The organism is Lachnospira pectinoschiza (genome assembly GCF_020564355.1).
In the GTDB taxonomy this organism is placed as follows: domain Bacteria; phylum Bacillota; class Clostridia; order Lachnospirales; family Lachnospiraceae; genus Lachnospira; species Lachnospira intestinalis.
This window is the reverse complement of the sequence record NZ_JAJCRR010000004.1, coordinates 354,202-370,302: the sequence shown is the minus strand read 5'-3', so window position 1 is coordinate 370,302 and position 16,101 is coordinate 354,202. Positions and strand designations below refer to the sequence as shown.

The following is a 16,101-nucleotide window of genomic DNA, read 5'->3' as shown; positions in this document are numbered from 1 at the left end:
ATGAAAAACTACCATTCATTTTGTATATTTATAACAAAAGCCACCCCTGCAGACCTGTCTTCCTGCATGGGCGGCTCAATCCGGTTATTCTTTTGTATTTTTTACTTCTTTAAACGTTCTTTTACGCTTACAGGTTCTTTAACCTGATGCATATAAAAGAAAGAAGCTGAATTTACTGAACTTTTTGCAGTCTTTAAACCAACTGCCTTAACAGCTTTTAAAACTTTCTTCATACTTTCTTACCCCCTTTTGAATTAAAATTAATATTGCAGTTTCAAAAAGCGTCATTGCCACGATGTCCCCTACTTCTGCCAAGACACTTTTTGAAACGAATACCCCCAACAGATAGCACATGCTGATAAACCGCGATTTTTTTCGATTCATTACGACCTGTTCCCCGTCTAACGGTTTATTGGCATGCGGCACCGGAGCGAGCCACCAGATGATTCCCGTACCGACAGCCGCCAGCAGAAGCACTGCTGTAAAATGACTGTTCAGTTCCCCCGCTGCTGTCAGATTCAATATGTACAATCCGACCGTAGCACCTGCACATCTTACCTTTGTGGCTGCATGGTATCCTCCTGTGAAACTTCTAAGCACTGTAAATGACACAATAAAACAAATGCTTTGCCAGAATCTGCCCCACAATATGCCTAAAACTACTAAGAGCAGTGTTTCCAGAACACCGTCCATAAAAATTTCCAGCCCATATTGATAAATGTCAGCTTCATCTTTTTCAATCATCTGTTCCCGGGATAAATAGTCCGAAAGAATTCCCGCCAGCCGATGTGTCATTCGCTTTTACTCCTTATCTGTTTCTGCCCGAATCATATCTTTTTTCTGAAAAATTTTCAATAGGTTTGTCCTACTTTGCAGATATATGACGTACTTTGCAGATTTCCCGTGTAATAAAATATATTATACACAAGCAATATGCACCATAAACCGGCTGTTTTCTTCTGATATATCAATCAGTCCTCCATATTGATTCACAACTTTTTTCACGCTTAATATGCCAAGTCCGTGATTTTCAGCATCTTCTTTCGTGGTATGTAACTGCGGATTTCTGTCCAACACGGATTCTTCTATATAATTACTTACAATAAAATGACGGATATTATTGACTTCAAAACAGTCTACGCCAATAAATCTTTTTGTCTCCGGCAGATTTTCCTCCGCCCGGATTGCATTGTCCATTAGGTTTGAAAATACAATCGCCATATCCATTTCACGTTCTTTCGGATAGCTGGTTGTAATCTGCCAGCGCACAAAAATGTCCTTTTTCCGGCACAGCTGCGCTTTTTCATACATCACCGCGTTAAGCATTTCGTTATCCACAATGTAGTAAACATTTACTCCGATACTGCTGACTGCACCCGTAAAACCTGCCATCTGCTTTTTTGCCTGTTCCACATTTCCTTCTTCGAGAAGCTTTGTCCACGCCATTGCATAATGTTTTAAATCATGGCTTAAAATCCTTGTTTCCCTCTGCATCTGATAAGCTTTTTCAATCATTGCTTTCTGTTTGTCCAGCTGGATTGCTACGATTTTGCCCTCGTTCATACGCTGATTCATCTTACTGATATGCAGTGCCAGAAATGTACAGCACCCCAGAATCACCAGCTGTAAGGTGAAAATTCCGAGAATATGTCCCTGCTCTTTTCCGTATATGCCGGTATTTAAGTTTATTTCTAACAGACTAATCAGGATAAATGCCGCCGCAATCAGAATCAGTAAAATTAACAGCCACTCCTGCCATTTTAAATACACTCTGTTTTTTCTCTGTATCATCGCTGCCCATATCAATATCACCAGCAACAGTCTTGCAATTAAGATAGAGCAGATTCTTGTGAAAATATTTCCTGTAATCAGTACCGACATCGGTTCTCCGGTTACCAGTGAAATCACCGGAAAACAGACACTGCTTGACACAATATACAGTATCATAATAATGATGCTCCACAAGCACCATGACCGCCAGCTTTCTTTTAAACATACATAACACATTCCAATATTGACTGCAATTCCCAATATAAACTGCTGTACCGGCAGCTGAATCAGGTATTGCGCACACAAGTACTGTAGCAGCATAAATAACACCAGATATTTGCTTTTCCCTTTACGGACCCCCAGTATGTATGCCAGCGAACCTATCATAAGCACGCCGTCACCCAGGCTTGTAATCTGCTCTACTATTATATTTAACACTTTTTCCCTCTTTTCTATCTGTACATACTGTTTCCCATTTTTCTGATATACCGCAGGTAGCGTGCCTTACACATTTCAAATTTTCCTCTGCTGATTCGGATAACTTCGTTATTACTCATAACAATTTTATCGCGCTGTATCTCGTATATGTATCTCATATTACATAAGTAGGAATAATGTGGACATAAAAAATCTCCGGTTTCAGCCAGATATGCGAAATCCGAAATTTTTCCGCGGACCTTTAATACTTCTTTCTGTGTGTGGACATACAAATGATGGCTTTGTACTTCGATGTAGATGATTTCCTGCTGTGGTAAAATCGTCGTAACCCCTCCGGTTTCATCAAACTCCAGACATTCCGTTTTTGTATTCTGCTGTATCCAGCTTTCTACCGCCTCTGTAAGTTCTTCCTCCAGATGTGATTTTCTGACAAAACGAAACGGTCTGAAATGAATGGATTCAAACACCAGATTTTCCATACTGCTGACAAAAATAATATTTTCCCCTCCTGTTATTTTATATAATTCCTCTGCAAGCATAAAACCTGAAACCTCGCCCATTTGGATATCAAGCAGAACAATATCGTAAGGAACCCGGTGCAGCACGTCTAAAAAATGCTGTCCGGTCTGAAATTCCTCAATCCCGGCTTCCAGTTCTTTTTGGGAAAATATATTTTTGACAATTTGGACTTCCTGCATACGTTCCTGCATATCATCATCGCAGACTGCAATCGTAAACATCACTCTTTCCTCCGTTTTGTGTTTTAAACCATTCCCCCGATTTATATATCTATTATATATGAATTACGGCAGTTGGGCAATACTCATTCCAACACGGGCATGAATCTTCATTTTTGATTAATTTCATCACAAAACGGCACAAAAAGTCTCTCTACTCAAAATAATATAAATATACATCTTCTAAATCAATATTATCTTCTACCGGCACGGCTTCTTTAGGCAGGATGTCCCCGACAAGCCGCAGTGCCAGTCCGTTTTTCCGCTGACGGATATTTCCGACTTTATACTCTGCCTGCAATGCACCGACATCATCCAGCGTGCAGGTAATCTCAGCGACCTTTCCCTGCATTTTCTCAATCAGTTCCACCGGAGTCCCCGTTGCTACAATCTGTCCCTTCTTTATTAAAAGGACGTGGTCTGCAATGCACTCAATATCACTGACTACGTGGGTTGCAAATAAAATGATTTTATCCTTTGACAGTTCGGCAATGTAGTTACGGATTCCGATACGCTCCTTTGGGTCAAGTCCCGCGGTCGGCTCATCCAGAATGAGTATTTTCGGATTGCCGAGCAGTGCCTGTGCCAGCAGCACACGCTGTTTCATGCCGCCGGAAAAACCGCCGATTTTTTTATGGGCAACTCCGGTTAAATTGACAACCTCAAGCAGTTCGTCAATCTGCTGATTGACCGTTTTGCCCTCTGCATTTTTCCCTTTTAAACCTTTGACCTCTGCCATATATTTTAAAAATGCTTTGGGTGAAAAATCCTCATAAAATCCCTGCTGCTGCGGCATATAACCGACAATGGCACGGAACCTTTTCCCCAGCTTTAAAATATCTTCTCCGTCATATAAAATTTTGCCGCCGTCACTGCCGCTGTCCCTGCTGACATTATCTGTTATCAGGTTAATCATCGTACTTTTTCCGGCGCCGTTTGCCCCAAGTATCCCGTAAATGCCGGGCTTAAAAGTGTAAGTTACTTTCCGTAATGCCTGCACCGTACCGTATGTTTTAGATAAGCCCTCTAACTGTAATTCCATATTTTTCACCCTTCCTTTATACAAGCTGTGTCACCTGATGCAGTATCCACACCAGCAAAATAACGCCTGCCAGTACTGCCGGCATCAAGGCTCTGTTTCCCTTTTTTCCAATCGCTCTAGATACCAGCATGGCAGCTGTCATTGTAAACAATGCTACAACCAATCTTACAAGCAGTAATATCATAAGCCACCCTGAAATACTCACATGACCTGCAAGCCCGCCCCACGCATTTTCCAGAAATGTAAGGCTTAACGCCGGTGCTGCCAGATACGGCATACCGTAAATGTGGTGCAAATTCCAGATATCAATGCCGTAAACCGCCGCCGTCAGCCCTATGGTCAATACAACACAGGCGGTAATCTTCCAGCGCATCACCGCCGCTCTGCCGTTTGGCGCACTGTGTACAATCTGATACATGCCGGTTCTGTACTCCATGGCAATACTTTCAGATACAATAATCATAATTGCCGTTACCAGTGCAAGGATTAAAATAAACTCACGCTGTCTGCTGTATTTTCCGAAAATTTCTTCATATCCTCTGTCGGAAATCAGCCATATTTCCTGTCCGGTTGTTTCCCGTATCTGCTCTGCGTAAGAGAGTTTGCTTTGGTACTCCTGAATCGTATTTACAACCTGTCTTTGATACTGCAAGACACTGACTGCCGCCGTATACTCTTTTAATTCAATTTCACCGGCCTCATATGCCGCCGCCGCTTCTTCCAATGCTTCCTGCGCCTGCCGGTATGCTTCGAGCCGTTCCTGCACATAATCTTCAATATAACCGTACTCTTTTCCGCCATGCTCTAAATACATTTTGTCATACTCTTTCTGTGCATCGGTAAATGTTATCTGTCCGGTTGTACTGAAATATGCCGCTATGATTATCAGTGCTGCCACCGCCCACAAGGCTTTTCCTGTTATCACCAGCTTATGCAGTTCTTTTAATACTACCGGATATTTTGCAAATACACGCTGGTACTGTCCGTGAACCGCCGTAAACATGCGGGATAACAATGACACTTTTGTATTCGGCCGCATGGCGGCATAGCGCATTACCGCAAAAATTCCGCAAAACAGACCACACACCGTTAAGAAAAACAATGCCACGGAAAAGACCGAAAATACATAATTTTGAAAACCCCAGTTGATATACGTGCTGTACAAATCACTGATTTTTAAAAAGCTGACAACATTAATATAATGAAAAACGTTATACACACTCTGCACTTCGATTTTCTGATAAACGAGAATCTCTATGCCGACAAATGCCGCTGTGCAAATCAGCGTATGGTTGCGGTTGCGGAATGCCATAAACAGCGCCCATAAAATGATACTGAATGCCGCTAAAATAAACCATGACAGGAAAAACAGCCGTAAAATATATGCGCCTTTACTGAGTGTATATGTAAATTTCCCAAAATCCACAAAGGTCTGTACCGGATTTGCCAAATCCTTTACTCCGCCGTATAACAGCATCGCTGTAAGAAATGTCGTGCCGTACAAAAGAAAGAGAATCGCAAAGGAACCGCCCGCTAACAACAGCAGTCTTTTGAGGGCAAGTACAGTTCTTCCGTTTGGGGTGTTATGTACAATCTGCCACATTCCGTTTTCACGTTCATCAAAAAGGGAATAAATCACCGCCACCATAAGCGCTGCCGCAATGTAATACATCAGGTTGTAGTGAACAAATGCATCTGCGCCTTTATCGTTATCTAACTTCAGTTCGACATTCTGTACTCTTTCAAAGTCCTGTGCCGTCCTTAAAATGTTGCTGTAGGAAAATGTATTCTGCTTGGAGAAAATACGGAATCGTTTCATATTTTCTGCGTTTGCCATGACTGTATCAATGGAAGCCTCATATCCGTTCAGATATTCGAGCTTACTGCGCAGCTGCTTTAACTGTAATTCTAACTGGGTCTGCTGCTGTGCTGTCAGGCTCTGGTGATACGCTATCATTTCACGACTGCCTTCATCGACTTCCGATAAAAGTTCTTCCGATGTCTGCTTCTGTACCGCATTTTCTGCCGTCCGGCTGTTCTGCATTTCATTTTGAGCAGTATTTTTCGTTTCTTCCTGACTGTTCTCCTGCTTTAAAATTTTTGCGTATTTACGGATATTGCCAAATTCCGTTCCCAGCCGCTCCTGCGCCTGTTCCAGACTCATATTTTCATAACGCTCAACCAGCTTCTGATACTGTCCCGCCGCAAAAAACATTTCCGTAAAGCTTCTGCCTGCCAGCTCGCTGTACAAAAACAGACACAAATTGCCTAGCACTGCCACCGCAATCAATATCCACATCTTTTTATGAAAAACCCTTTTTACTTCTCCCATACCATTCTCCTGTATATGACAATTTTTAATTTATCAGAATCCACTCAGATTTATCTGATAAATTTTCTTTTTTCATATATTCCAGATTATCTGCATTTTCTTCAAACAAATAGTCTGTATCGCCAAAATAAACGACACCGTTACAGAGAATTTTGGCAATCTGATTCCCTTTGGTATCCAGCACATAACAATATCTTTGGGTGCGTGCTTTTGTTTCTGTGGCTCTGCCTGCGCCATTGTTAAAAAGATATAAATTTTTTCCGTCATAAGACATTTTGCACTGTATCAGTTCATCTTCCGCCGGATAAATAAGAGTATTACTGCCCTGTGTCATGTCATAGGCATAAAGCCCTGTTCCCTGCACAAAATAAAACAGCATCTGATTTTCTGTATCCGCATGATAGTCACAGACATCGGCATCTATAACCTTTCTGGTATCTCCGGTGGCAAAATCATATTCAAACAAGCCTTTATAATCAGATGACACAGCCTTGGTTTCCTTATTCTTTGTATATTCCCGGATAACAAAATATAGTTTATCGCCAAAGCTTCTGCCGCGGTCAATAGAAGCTCCTGTTCCCGTATAGGAAAAAACGGTCTGTTCCGTTCCGTCTGTCAGCGAAATTTTTTTAATAACTTCTTCTGCTTCTTCCTCCTGACCTGCATGTCCGGTATCATCATATGCGTAGACATCATTTTCATGAAAGACAAGTGATATGCTTGATACGCCTGTATTGGCAAATAAATCGGCAATGGTTTCTCTTGCACTTCCGTCTGTATGGATGCGCACAAGTTTTCCCATTCCGCCTTCACATTGAATCAGATACAGATAACCGTTATAGCAGTATATCGTATCGGTCAGATACAATGCCGAACCGGTCTGCTTCATATCACAAAGATACGCATTGCAGGTATTGTCACTATGCGTACATTCCGGTTTTGCACAGACTGCAACCGCTTCCTGTGTTGTTTCATCAAAAAATGCTATTTTTGAAATGCCATCTGTTGTCTGAATAAAATAATAGCCGCCCATGCCCTTTGCAACTGCATGGTTGTCGGGATTCCAGTAGTTCTGCGATTCATTTTGTGTTGTGCCCCACTGCCCGATGGCCACGTTTACTGTATTCTTATCAGGATTTTCACGTACCTGATTTTTCAGGACAAACCCTAAAATTACCGCCGCAGTAACAAGGACAACTGTACACGTTATCATCATTTTTTTCTTCATTGATAATCACCCGCTTTCACGTTCTAAATTAATTTTAATTAACCGGTATCCATTCTTTTGCTGTCAGGATATCTGCTTTTTCAATATAATATTTTTGTCCGCCGCCCCATGAATCTGCGCCAAAAACATTCTGCTCATCGCCAAAACAGGTAAAATACATACCTTCTGTAGGAATCTTGTTCAATTCATTTCCGTCTGTATCCATAACATATAAATAAGTATTTGTACGCTTGAAAAAGTAAACAGAATATTGTTCATTACTCATATATAAATATTTTCCGTCAAAGGAAAGCTGGCAGATATTTGTTTCATTTTCGACCATTTTGTAGATTCTTTCCGCCTTGCTGTCCGACAATTTACGTTTATATAAACCGTCATTAAATACATAATAATAAAGCGTTTGTGAAACTTCATCTACTGTGTAATCCGTTATGTCCCCGGACGATATATTTTCTGTTTTCTTTGTTGCATAATCATATGCAAAAATGCCTTTACGCGTGTAAGTACGCTCTGCATGCTGTTCTGTACTTTCACGTCCCTCATCTTCCACTAAAAAGAATAATTTTCCCCCATAGCTTTTGGCGGCATGAATCACCGCACCATAACCTGTGTACTCATAGGCATGTTCATCTTCTTTTCCGTCTAATGAACGTCTTCTAAGTACGGCTGTGGATTCCTCATATCCTGAAACACTTCCCTGTCTTTGATAAATGTACACATTTTCATCATGAAAGGTCAAACAATATGCCGGAGAAACAGCTCCGATTTCAAACAGCCTTTTTCTATATGAACCGTCCGGTGCAACCTGCTCAAGATAGGATAAGCCGTCAGTATCATCATTGTAAATTACATAAACCATGCCATTATAATAATAAATTTGCTGTGCATTATATTTTTTGCTTAAATACGCATTGCAATTTTCATCTGTATGACTGCATTCTGCCTTTGAACATAACGGAATTGTGTTTTTAGTTTCATTATCAAGATAGCATATTCTGTTTGTCCCCGCCTCAATTTGTTCTATACAGTAATATCCGTTTTCACATTTTGTAATATACCGCCCAAAGATATTCCAATACGGCTGATCATCTTCAGTTGAAGGATTCAGTGTAACCGAAGTCTGCTTTTGAGTACAGCCGGTGGCAAATATGCTTGTAAATAATAAAATTGTAACTGTGAGTATGATGTATCTTTTTTTCATGGTAGTCCCCCGCTTTCACTATGCCGCTACTCCATTTCTAATAAATATAACTCTAAATATGCCGGTGTATCAGAGGTTTCATATTTTTGACGTATACCAAAATATTGTGTATGCTCTGTTCCGTCAACTTCCGTTATATCTGCCTGAATCACTGCACTTTCCAAATCTTTTTTATAATCGTTATAATATTTTTCTATTTCTCCGTTACTTTGTACGGCTATACAAAAAAATAAATAAACAGTCTGCTCTGATTCTCCTTCAATTTCAACAGACGGTTGATACATCGCTTCTAACTCATCTGTTGAAAATGAAAATTCATTTTTTGATAATCCGCCAGCAAAGTTATACAGTGTATACACAACCTTCTGAGTGGTATTTTTTTCAATAATTTCAGGTATTTGAATATTATTGCCGCAAATTAAATACTCTGTTGTAATTTCATTTTCATCAGTTACTTTTTTGTCATAAGAAGCTTTATAGCCTTTTAACATAAATTCTTTTACTTTTTCTTCGGATATGACTTTTTTATCCATTGCCAGATATTTTATCTGATATTGTAAATATTGTTCCTGTATGTAAGTTATCCCGTCTTTATGTGTTTTTTCTATTCTCAGCGGTTCCTGTCTTTTTGTTTCTGTCGATACTGTACTCTCCTGCTTATCTGCATTTTTCGTTTCCCGTATCCCACACCCTGTTATAGAAAATACCAATGCCAGCACTATTCCAATGATATATATTTTTTTCATAATTCCACCTCCACTATAACGGCACAGTTCTTACTCCATTGCCTTCCATTCCCACTCACCCGGCAATGATTTATTAATATAACTGTATTCTGAATTTCCCCCGCTTATTTTTTGAATGACCGTCTGCGCAAATAAATAATTGCCGTCACCAAAATAAATCCGTTGTGTCTTTTCCCCTGAAATTTGCTGAATCATATTACCGTTTGTATCAATTACAAAACACTGTTTTTCAACTTCTTTTCCCATTCTTTTTGAAATTGATGCCCACGCACTGTTATCCATATAAATGTATTGTCCGTCAAATGAAATTTCCGGCATTTGATTCTTTTCATCTGCCTCTACAAGCAGCTTCTGTTCTTTAGTATTAATATCATAACTATACAATCCCTTCTCTTTTACAAAATAAAAAAGCTTGTTTGTATTTTCATCTATGCAATACCCCGTAACTTCCTGTTCCAGCACTCTGCCCGCTTCCATTGTATCCGTCCGGTATACATACAGTCCCTTATATGCCTGATTTAATACCACCTTATCATTTACGTTTTGTTTCTGTACATCCGATATAATAAAAAACAACTGATTTCCATAGCATTTTGCCTGCATAATGGCACAGCTTGCTCCCGTATACTGTGCAACGACCGCCTGTTCTTTTCCGTCTAAGGAGTATCTGGTAATCGTTTCTGCATATTCTTCTTCCATTCCCAAATGTTGATTCATATTGTATACATAAACATAATCATTATGAAATACAAGATTTGTTCCTGTATCTCCCTGCCCATACTGGTATACTTGTACTATCTTTTCCCGCTGTGCGCCATCGGGTGAAAAACGTACCAAAAATCCTTCACTGTTTAATAAATATAATGAATCTTTATAATAATAAACCGTCTGCATCAAATACCCGGTACCCTTTTGTGTTCCAACATACGCATTGCAGTCTGTCGTATTATGCTGACAATTCGGCAAGGCACATAACGGATAGCTTTCCTGTGTTTCTTCATCAAAAAACATCAAGTAACTGTCACCATTGTCCATATAATAGTAACCGCCTTCGCCTTTTGCAAAATTATGTGCCACCGTTCCCCAATAGCTCTGCGAATCATTTTCTGTTTCCTGCACGGTCTGAATTTCAAGCTGCTTTGCCTGATTTAAATCACTGCTTTGCGGCTGTTCACTTTGATTTTTTGCAGTACACGCACTGCACATAAGACATACTGTGAACACTAGACCTATTAATTTTTTCCTCATATACCCACCCCTCTTTATGGCTGTAAAACTCATATTCCATATTCATTTTACAGCCACAAAAAAACACCTTTGTATTTAAAAGTTCTTTCTATTCATATAACGTAATTGCACTGTGATTACCGTCATCGTCCCATGCATTGCAGTTTGCGTATGCACTGTCAAAACCGAAATCCATTTCTCCCCTTCATTTAACTATACTTAACCATTCCCACCATTTGCAGAATGAACACGCTCATCATCGCCATATTGATACTGTATCTATATGACGGTAATTTCATCCATGCAAAAAGACATGACAGTATCACCCCTATGATACTGTATACGGCGCTTTTGCAACGATATGCCCTTTTTTCATGTTCGTTTAACGGATTATTACCATTCTGCACCGGTGATAACCAAATAATCATGCCACACATGATACATAGATGTACTATACAAAATATACTGTCGTTTCACAAAACATATGCATTCCAAATCCGATTATCAGAAATAATGCAATATGTCCTAATGCTATAACTGTCTGCTTAATTCCGTAAGTTACTATTTCTCTTTCTTCCGGTAAAATAATCTCATATTCAACCAAAATGTCGCTAACTGTTTTTCCCCTAATCACGTTTACTTCCCTGATACTTTTTTAACTGCTTAACCCTTTCTGTTACTTTCCCCTGTTTCTATCCTTACATTAACATGGGATTTTTCAAAATCAAGCAATGTTGGTTTATTCTGCAAAATGTTGGTTTATTCGGTAAAATTTTTACATTAATAAAGAATTAATCTGACAACAAATTCCCCATTTTGCGTATCAAAATCTATTACCCCATGATATTGTTCTACAATTTTTTTAATATGTTCCAATCCGATTCCATGCCGACTTTTATTCTGTTTTGTTGTTTCAAATACATCTTCCCTCCTCTTTAAAACACCGCGATATGGATTCTTCACCTTTATGACCATTTTATTTTCATGCTGGCGCATAACAAATTCAATCGATGCATTTTCAATATCTTTGGCTGCCCGAATGGCATTATCCAGTAAATTTCCGGTAATAGTACACAAATCGACATCATTCCACCGGGTGTTTTTTGCGATTGCAACTTCTGTATTTATACAAATTCCCTGTCTTTTAGCTTCTTCATATTTATAAGAAATCAGCGCATCCAATGATACATTTCCCGTTGAAATCCGATACCCCCCGTTATCGGACATATCTAAAAAACGTTGTACATAGTTTATGACTTCTTTATCCTGATTTTGTTCCGCCAAAAGGTATATAACCCCAAAATGATTTTTCAAATCATGTCTTAATGCCCGTGTATTTTCAAAAAGCTCCTCATAATGGTAAAGCTGCTGTTCGTAATTCCTGTTCTGCTCTTCTATTTTATTTTCCTTTATCTTTTCAGCCATGAACTGCGACAATACATCATATAGATAAAAAACAATAAGATTCATCAACAATAACAATACAAAACTCACACCCGTAATCAGATTATATTTTTCCGGCAGCATACAAAGCACCGCCGCAATATAAATTGAAAATACAGGCAGTAACAGCAGCAATACCCAATACATTCCCGGTATTTCTTCTCCCTGACCGGTCCGTTTTATTTTCTCGGTTCCGAGTACAATCGGAAAACAGGAAATATTTGCAATAAAATACTGAATCATCGTGTAATCTTCCATATTCTGACTGGTAAGCTCCGGCATGACATTTACCGATACAAGCACTGCTATTGCCTCTGTACAGATTGATAAACCCAACTGTACCATGACATAAAACATTCTTTTACGGAATGTTGCCTGATATATGTATGTAACCGCCATTAAACTGACAATATTTACCGCTAATGTAACAACCGGTATACAAATTTGAATATATACGACTGAATTTATTACATAATATATCAGATATATAAAAAATACATATTTCTTATTAATTTTATATTGGGTAAAAAATATATTATAAAACCGATATATTAAATACACTCTGAATATATTGGTAATCAAATATCCTGCTGTTCCCATATCCTATCCCTAATCCATAAATTTTAAATACGTTCTCTGCGCCTCTTTCTGATAACTCCGGCTTGTATAATATATCTTTCCGTTACTCATCTGTATCCTGTCTTTATGAAACTGCCGGATATATTCCATATTGAGGATAACTGCCTGATTTATCTTTAAAAATCCGTGATGTCTGACCTGTTCTTCTATCTGCTCCATTGTTGCCCTGAACCGTTCTTCGCCCTCTGTTGTTGTCATGAGAATATATCTTTTATCAGTTTCAAAGGAAATAATTCTTCCAACGCTGACTGCATATATCTCATAATATTTTCTGTAATAAAATTTATGTTTACGGACAGTCCATTTTCCATATGCCATTGCAATACATTCCCGCACCTTTGCTTCATTTAACGGCTTTGCTAAAAAATTTAGCGGCTGAAAATCAAACAATTCGCGCTCATATCCTTCTTTTCCGGTCATATATACAATCTGCATCGTATCATTATGATCTTCTTTCCGGATTTTCCTGCTGATATCTATTCCTGTCATATCCCCCAGTTCAATATCCAAAAATAGTAAATCCACATTATTTTTTGCCATATATTCCATCAACTGTCCACCGGAATAAAATCCCTTTACTGTCTGTATCTGTTTCATGGACTGCTGTTCCGCAATTTGAACAAGCTGTGCTGTAATTTCTTTCATATCATCGCAAACTGCAATATTAAACACGCTAATCTCCATTCCTGAGCGACTTTTTGCGAAGAAGCGATTTCTCATCTGCTATCATAGGTGTTTGCTTTCGTTCGGAAGCAAACATCTGTGTGAAAAATCAGCACATCAGTGTGATTTTTCGCACTATCCCCTCCGCAAATCACGAACTTTTTCTTTATTTTATTATTTTGTTACCGGATATACAATAGTCATGTCCTACTTTGCAGATATATGACGTACTTTGCAATTTTTAATTCTTTTAATTTTTATATTTAACTTATCATATATATTAAAGATATAAAATCAGACTGCCGCTTTCCGGTTCATTAAAGGCATTGAATGTATCCCTCACGCTCCAGCGGCAGTCTTTTCATATTACGCAATTCTTTATTTTATTCTTTATGGCTTTGCTCTATTGCTTCTATTTCTTCTGATTCCACAAACGTTCTGCTGTCGGCTTCCAGTTTTCCGCATAAGATTCGCATTTATCACACAAATGGTCTACGGATTCCATATCCTGATAATCGGTGTTGACAGCGCCTGTTTCTTTAACCATCTGACGGAGTTTTTCCGGATTTTCAAGCATCGGACATGGACGCAGATGATTGTCATTAAACGGCTGGTTGTCATGATATGCCTGGAAAATCGGACTCTTTAATGCTTCAAGCAGTGTGCAGTCATGAATATTTACATTTGAATAATGAATAAATACACATGGCTCTACATCGCCCTTTGCATTGATATGTAAGTACCGTCTGCCGCCTGCAATACAGCCGCCAACAAACTGACCGTCATTCTGGAAATCCATCCCGAAAATTGCCTTTGTTTCACGGAAATGACGGATTCTCTTATACATTTCCTCACGCTGCTGTGGTGTCGGCAGTAATTCCGGCACTGCGGAATTGCCAACCGGCATATAATGGAAATACCATACAAATAACGCGCCGCTTTCAATCATCATATCATAAAAAGCTTCGCTGCTGATATCTTCAAAATTCCTGCTTGTGTAGCAGGTTGAAATACCAAACGGCAGTTTGTGGGACTTTAACAGTTTCATTGCGTGCTGAACCTTCTGGAATACACCGTCACCACGGCGTCCGTCATTGGCATCTTCAAAGCCTTCCAGACTGATTGCCGGTACAAAATTCTTTACACGAAGCATTTCCTGACAAAATTCTTCATCAATTAATGTACCATTGGTAAATGAAAGGAACTCACAATCCGGGTTCATTTCACAAATCTTGATTAAATCCTGTTTACGAACCAGCGGCTCACCACCGGTGTAAATGTACATATAAGTACCGAGTTTTTTGCCCTGCTTTACAATGGAATCAATCGTTTCAAGGCTTAAATTCAACTGATGTCCGTACTCTGCAGCCCAGCATCCTGTACAATGCAGATTGCAGGCTGATGTCGGATCAAGCAGAATTGCCCACGGAATATTACAGTTATTTTCCTGTGAAAGCTGGTCCTGTAACGCACTTCCGTTTAAACTTGCATTAAATATGAAGTTCTGAAAGAATGCCTTCCTTACACCCGGGTCTAATTCATAAAGTCGTAAAATCAACTCATACCAGTTGCCTTTTTCCTGTATTACCTTACGAATCATATTACGCTGTCCTTCGTACCAGCCCTGCGGTGCGAACCGGTCAACCATTTCCATCAACTTTGGAATATTTTCTTCCGGGTCTTTTTCCAGATATTTTAATGCCTGTTTAATACCAAAATCCTGCATTCCCTTTTGTAATTTGTTCGCCATAGTAATCTCTCCATTTCTTCAGTCTCGATATGCGTTAAATTTTACTGTGAAATGAAACAATTTACATTAGACACAACGACATTTTTGTAACAATTTAGGACAAATTTAAAAATTGTTACATTTTGGGACATTTTTGAAAATGTGTGGCTTTTCTATAAACGTTCCCGGCACAAGTATATTTCAAAATTAAATGGATTGGGTAAAAATGAACTTAAAAAACGGATAACAGCTACCCGTTATCCGTTTCTACATATTTTATTAATGCGCCGATGCTCGACTGCAACATTTTAATAAATAATTCCGGCTCTGTACATTCTTTTTCCGACAGCCAGCGCTCCAGCGCCGCAATAAATGCATCCGAATAAAAATTGATGCAGAATTCTTCATATTGCGGGTCTGCCAGAATATTTTTTACAACCATTTTTAACAATGGCTTTAACGTTTCCCTGAAATGTTCTACAAAAGAATTCTGCCCTTCAATCTGCAGTGCCTTTCTGTAAAATGACTGGTTTTCGTAAAAATACTGACAGCTGTCCTCCAAAAAACGCCACGACCAGTTTGGCAAATTGTAATCCCGGACATGGACAGCCTGAAAAAATTCCACATCAAAAATCCAGTTCACCAAATCATATTTATCTTTAAAATGATAGTAAAAGCTTTTCCGGTTCATGCCGCATTTTTCACAAATGTCGGAAACACTGATTTTAGAAAACGGTATCTGCTCCATTAATTCTTTCATTGCCATTGCAAGCGCTTTCTTGGTAATATTAGAATCTGGCATTTCAGATACAACCCCCTTCCTCTTTTTCGCACTGTATTATATTATATACAATTCAGACACACTTTTCAATTGTGAATTTGGTACGATAAAAGGTTCTATACTGC

Annotated in this window: 16 protein-coding genes; all 16 read right to left on the bottom strand. The window is 39.0% G+C overall.

Annotated elements, in window-relative coordinates; all coding sequences use genetic code 11:
• Nucleotides 1-101: 101 nt before the first annotated feature.
• On the bottom strand, nt 102-233 hold the full coding sequence (locus LI288_RS10570) for a cyclic lactone autoinducer peptide (RefSeq protein ID WP_227090366.1): 132 nt from the start codon (nt 231-233) through the stop codon (nt 102-104).
• Nucleotides 208-795 carry an accessory gene regulator B family protein gene (locus tag LI288_RS10565; protein ID WP_227090365.1) on the bottom strand — a complete coding sequence of 196 codons (588 nt, stop codon included), beginning with the start codon at nt 793-795 and terminating at the stop codon, nt 208-210. Before LI288_RS10565 ends, LI288_RS10570 begins: the two co-directional genes overlap by 26 nt.
• A gap of 123 nt (nt 796-918) precedes the next feature.
• Nucleotides 919-2,208, bottom strand: a complete 1,290-nt coding sequence (locus LI288_RS14455; RefSeq protein WP_227090364.1) for a sensor histidine kinase — start codon at nt 2,206-2,208, stop codon at nt 919-921.
• A 14-nt stretch (nt 2,209-2,222) separates the two neighbouring features.
• Nucleotides 2,223-2,948 (bottom strand): LytR/AlgR family response regulator transcription factor, encoded by a 726-nt coding sequence (locus LI288_RS10555; protein ID WP_022431197.1) that lies wholly within the window; start codon nt 2,946-2,948, stop codon nt 2,223-2,225.
• 151 nt (nt 2,949-3,099) lie between these two features.
• Complete coding sequence (locus tag LI288_RS10550) at nt 3,100-3,987, bottom strand: ABC transporter ATP-binding protein (protein WP_227090363.1); 888 nt, start codon at nt 3,985-3,987, stop codon at nt 3,100-3,102.
• Nucleotides 3,988-4,003: 16 nt separating this feature from the next.
• On the bottom strand, nt 4,004-6,319 hold the full coding sequence (locus LI288_RS10545; RefSeq protein WP_227090362.1) for a hypothetical protein: 2,316 nt from the start codon (nt 6,317-6,319) through the stop codon (nt 4,004-4,006).
• 25 nt (nt 6,320-6,344) lie between these two features.
• Complete coding sequence (locus LI288_RS10540) at nt 6,345-7,547, bottom strand: hypothetical protein (RefSeq protein ID WP_227090361.1); 1,203 nt, start codon at nt 7,545-7,547, stop codon at nt 6,345-6,347.
• Nucleotides 7,548-7,581: 34 nt separating this feature from the next.
• Nucleotides 7,582-8,748, bottom strand: a complete 1,167-nt coding sequence (locus tag LI288_RS10535; RefSeq protein ID WP_227090360.1) for a hypothetical protein — start codon at nt 8,746-8,748, stop codon at nt 7,582-7,584.
• Between the two features lie 26 nt (nt 8,749-8,774).
• Complete coding sequence (locus tag LI288_RS10530; RefSeq protein ID WP_022431192.1) at nt 8,775-9,494, bottom strand: hypothetical protein; 720 nt, start codon at nt 9,492-9,494, stop codon at nt 8,775-8,777.
• A gap of 30 nt (nt 9,495-9,524) precedes the next feature.
• Nucleotides 9,525-10,742: a hypothetical protein gene (locus LI288_RS10525; RefSeq protein ID WP_227090359.1), complete on the bottom strand. Its 1,218-nt coding sequence runs from the start codon at nt 10,740-10,742 to the stop codon at nt 9,525-9,527.
• Between the two features lie 188 nt (nt 10,743-10,930).
• Nucleotides 10,931-11,149 (bottom strand): accessory gene regulator B family protein, encoded by a 219-nt coding sequence (locus tag LI288_RS14730; RefSeq protein ID WP_369122875.1) that lies wholly within the window; start codon nt 11,147-11,149, stop codon nt 10,931-10,933.
• Between the two features lie 23 nt (nt 11,150-11,172).
• Nucleotides 11,173-11,355, bottom strand: a complete 183-nt coding sequence (locus LI288_RS10515; RefSeq protein ID WP_227090358.1) for an accessory gene regulator B family protein — start codon at nt 11,353-11,355, stop codon at nt 11,173-11,175.
• 146 nt (nt 11,356-11,501) lie between these two features.
• Complete coding sequence (locus LI288_RS10510; RefSeq protein ID WP_227090357.1) at nt 11,502-12,509, bottom strand: sensor histidine kinase; 1,008 nt, start codon at nt 12,507-12,509, stop codon at nt 11,502-11,504.
• Nucleotides 12,510-12,773: 264 nt separating this feature from the next.
• Complete coding sequence (locus tag LI288_RS10505; RefSeq protein ID WP_022431188.1) at nt 12,774-13,475, bottom strand: LytR/AlgR family response regulator transcription factor; 702 nt, start codon at nt 13,473-13,475, stop codon at nt 12,774-12,776.
• Nucleotides 13,476-13,878: 403 nt separating this feature from the next.
• A complete protein-coding gene (locus LI288_RS10500; RefSeq protein WP_022431187.1) occupies nt 13,879-15,216 on the bottom strand; it encodes a radical SAM protein in 1,338 nt (445 codons plus the stop codon).
• Nucleotides 15,217-15,445: 229 nt separating this feature from the next.
• On the bottom strand, nt 15,446-15,997 hold the full coding sequence (gene dhaS, locus LI288_RS10495) for a dihydroxyacetone kinase transcriptional activator DhaS (RefSeq protein ID WP_022431186.1): 552 nt from the start codon (nt 15,995-15,997) through the stop codon (nt 15,446-15,448).
• Between the last annotated feature and the right edge of the window lie 104 nt (nt 15,998-16,101).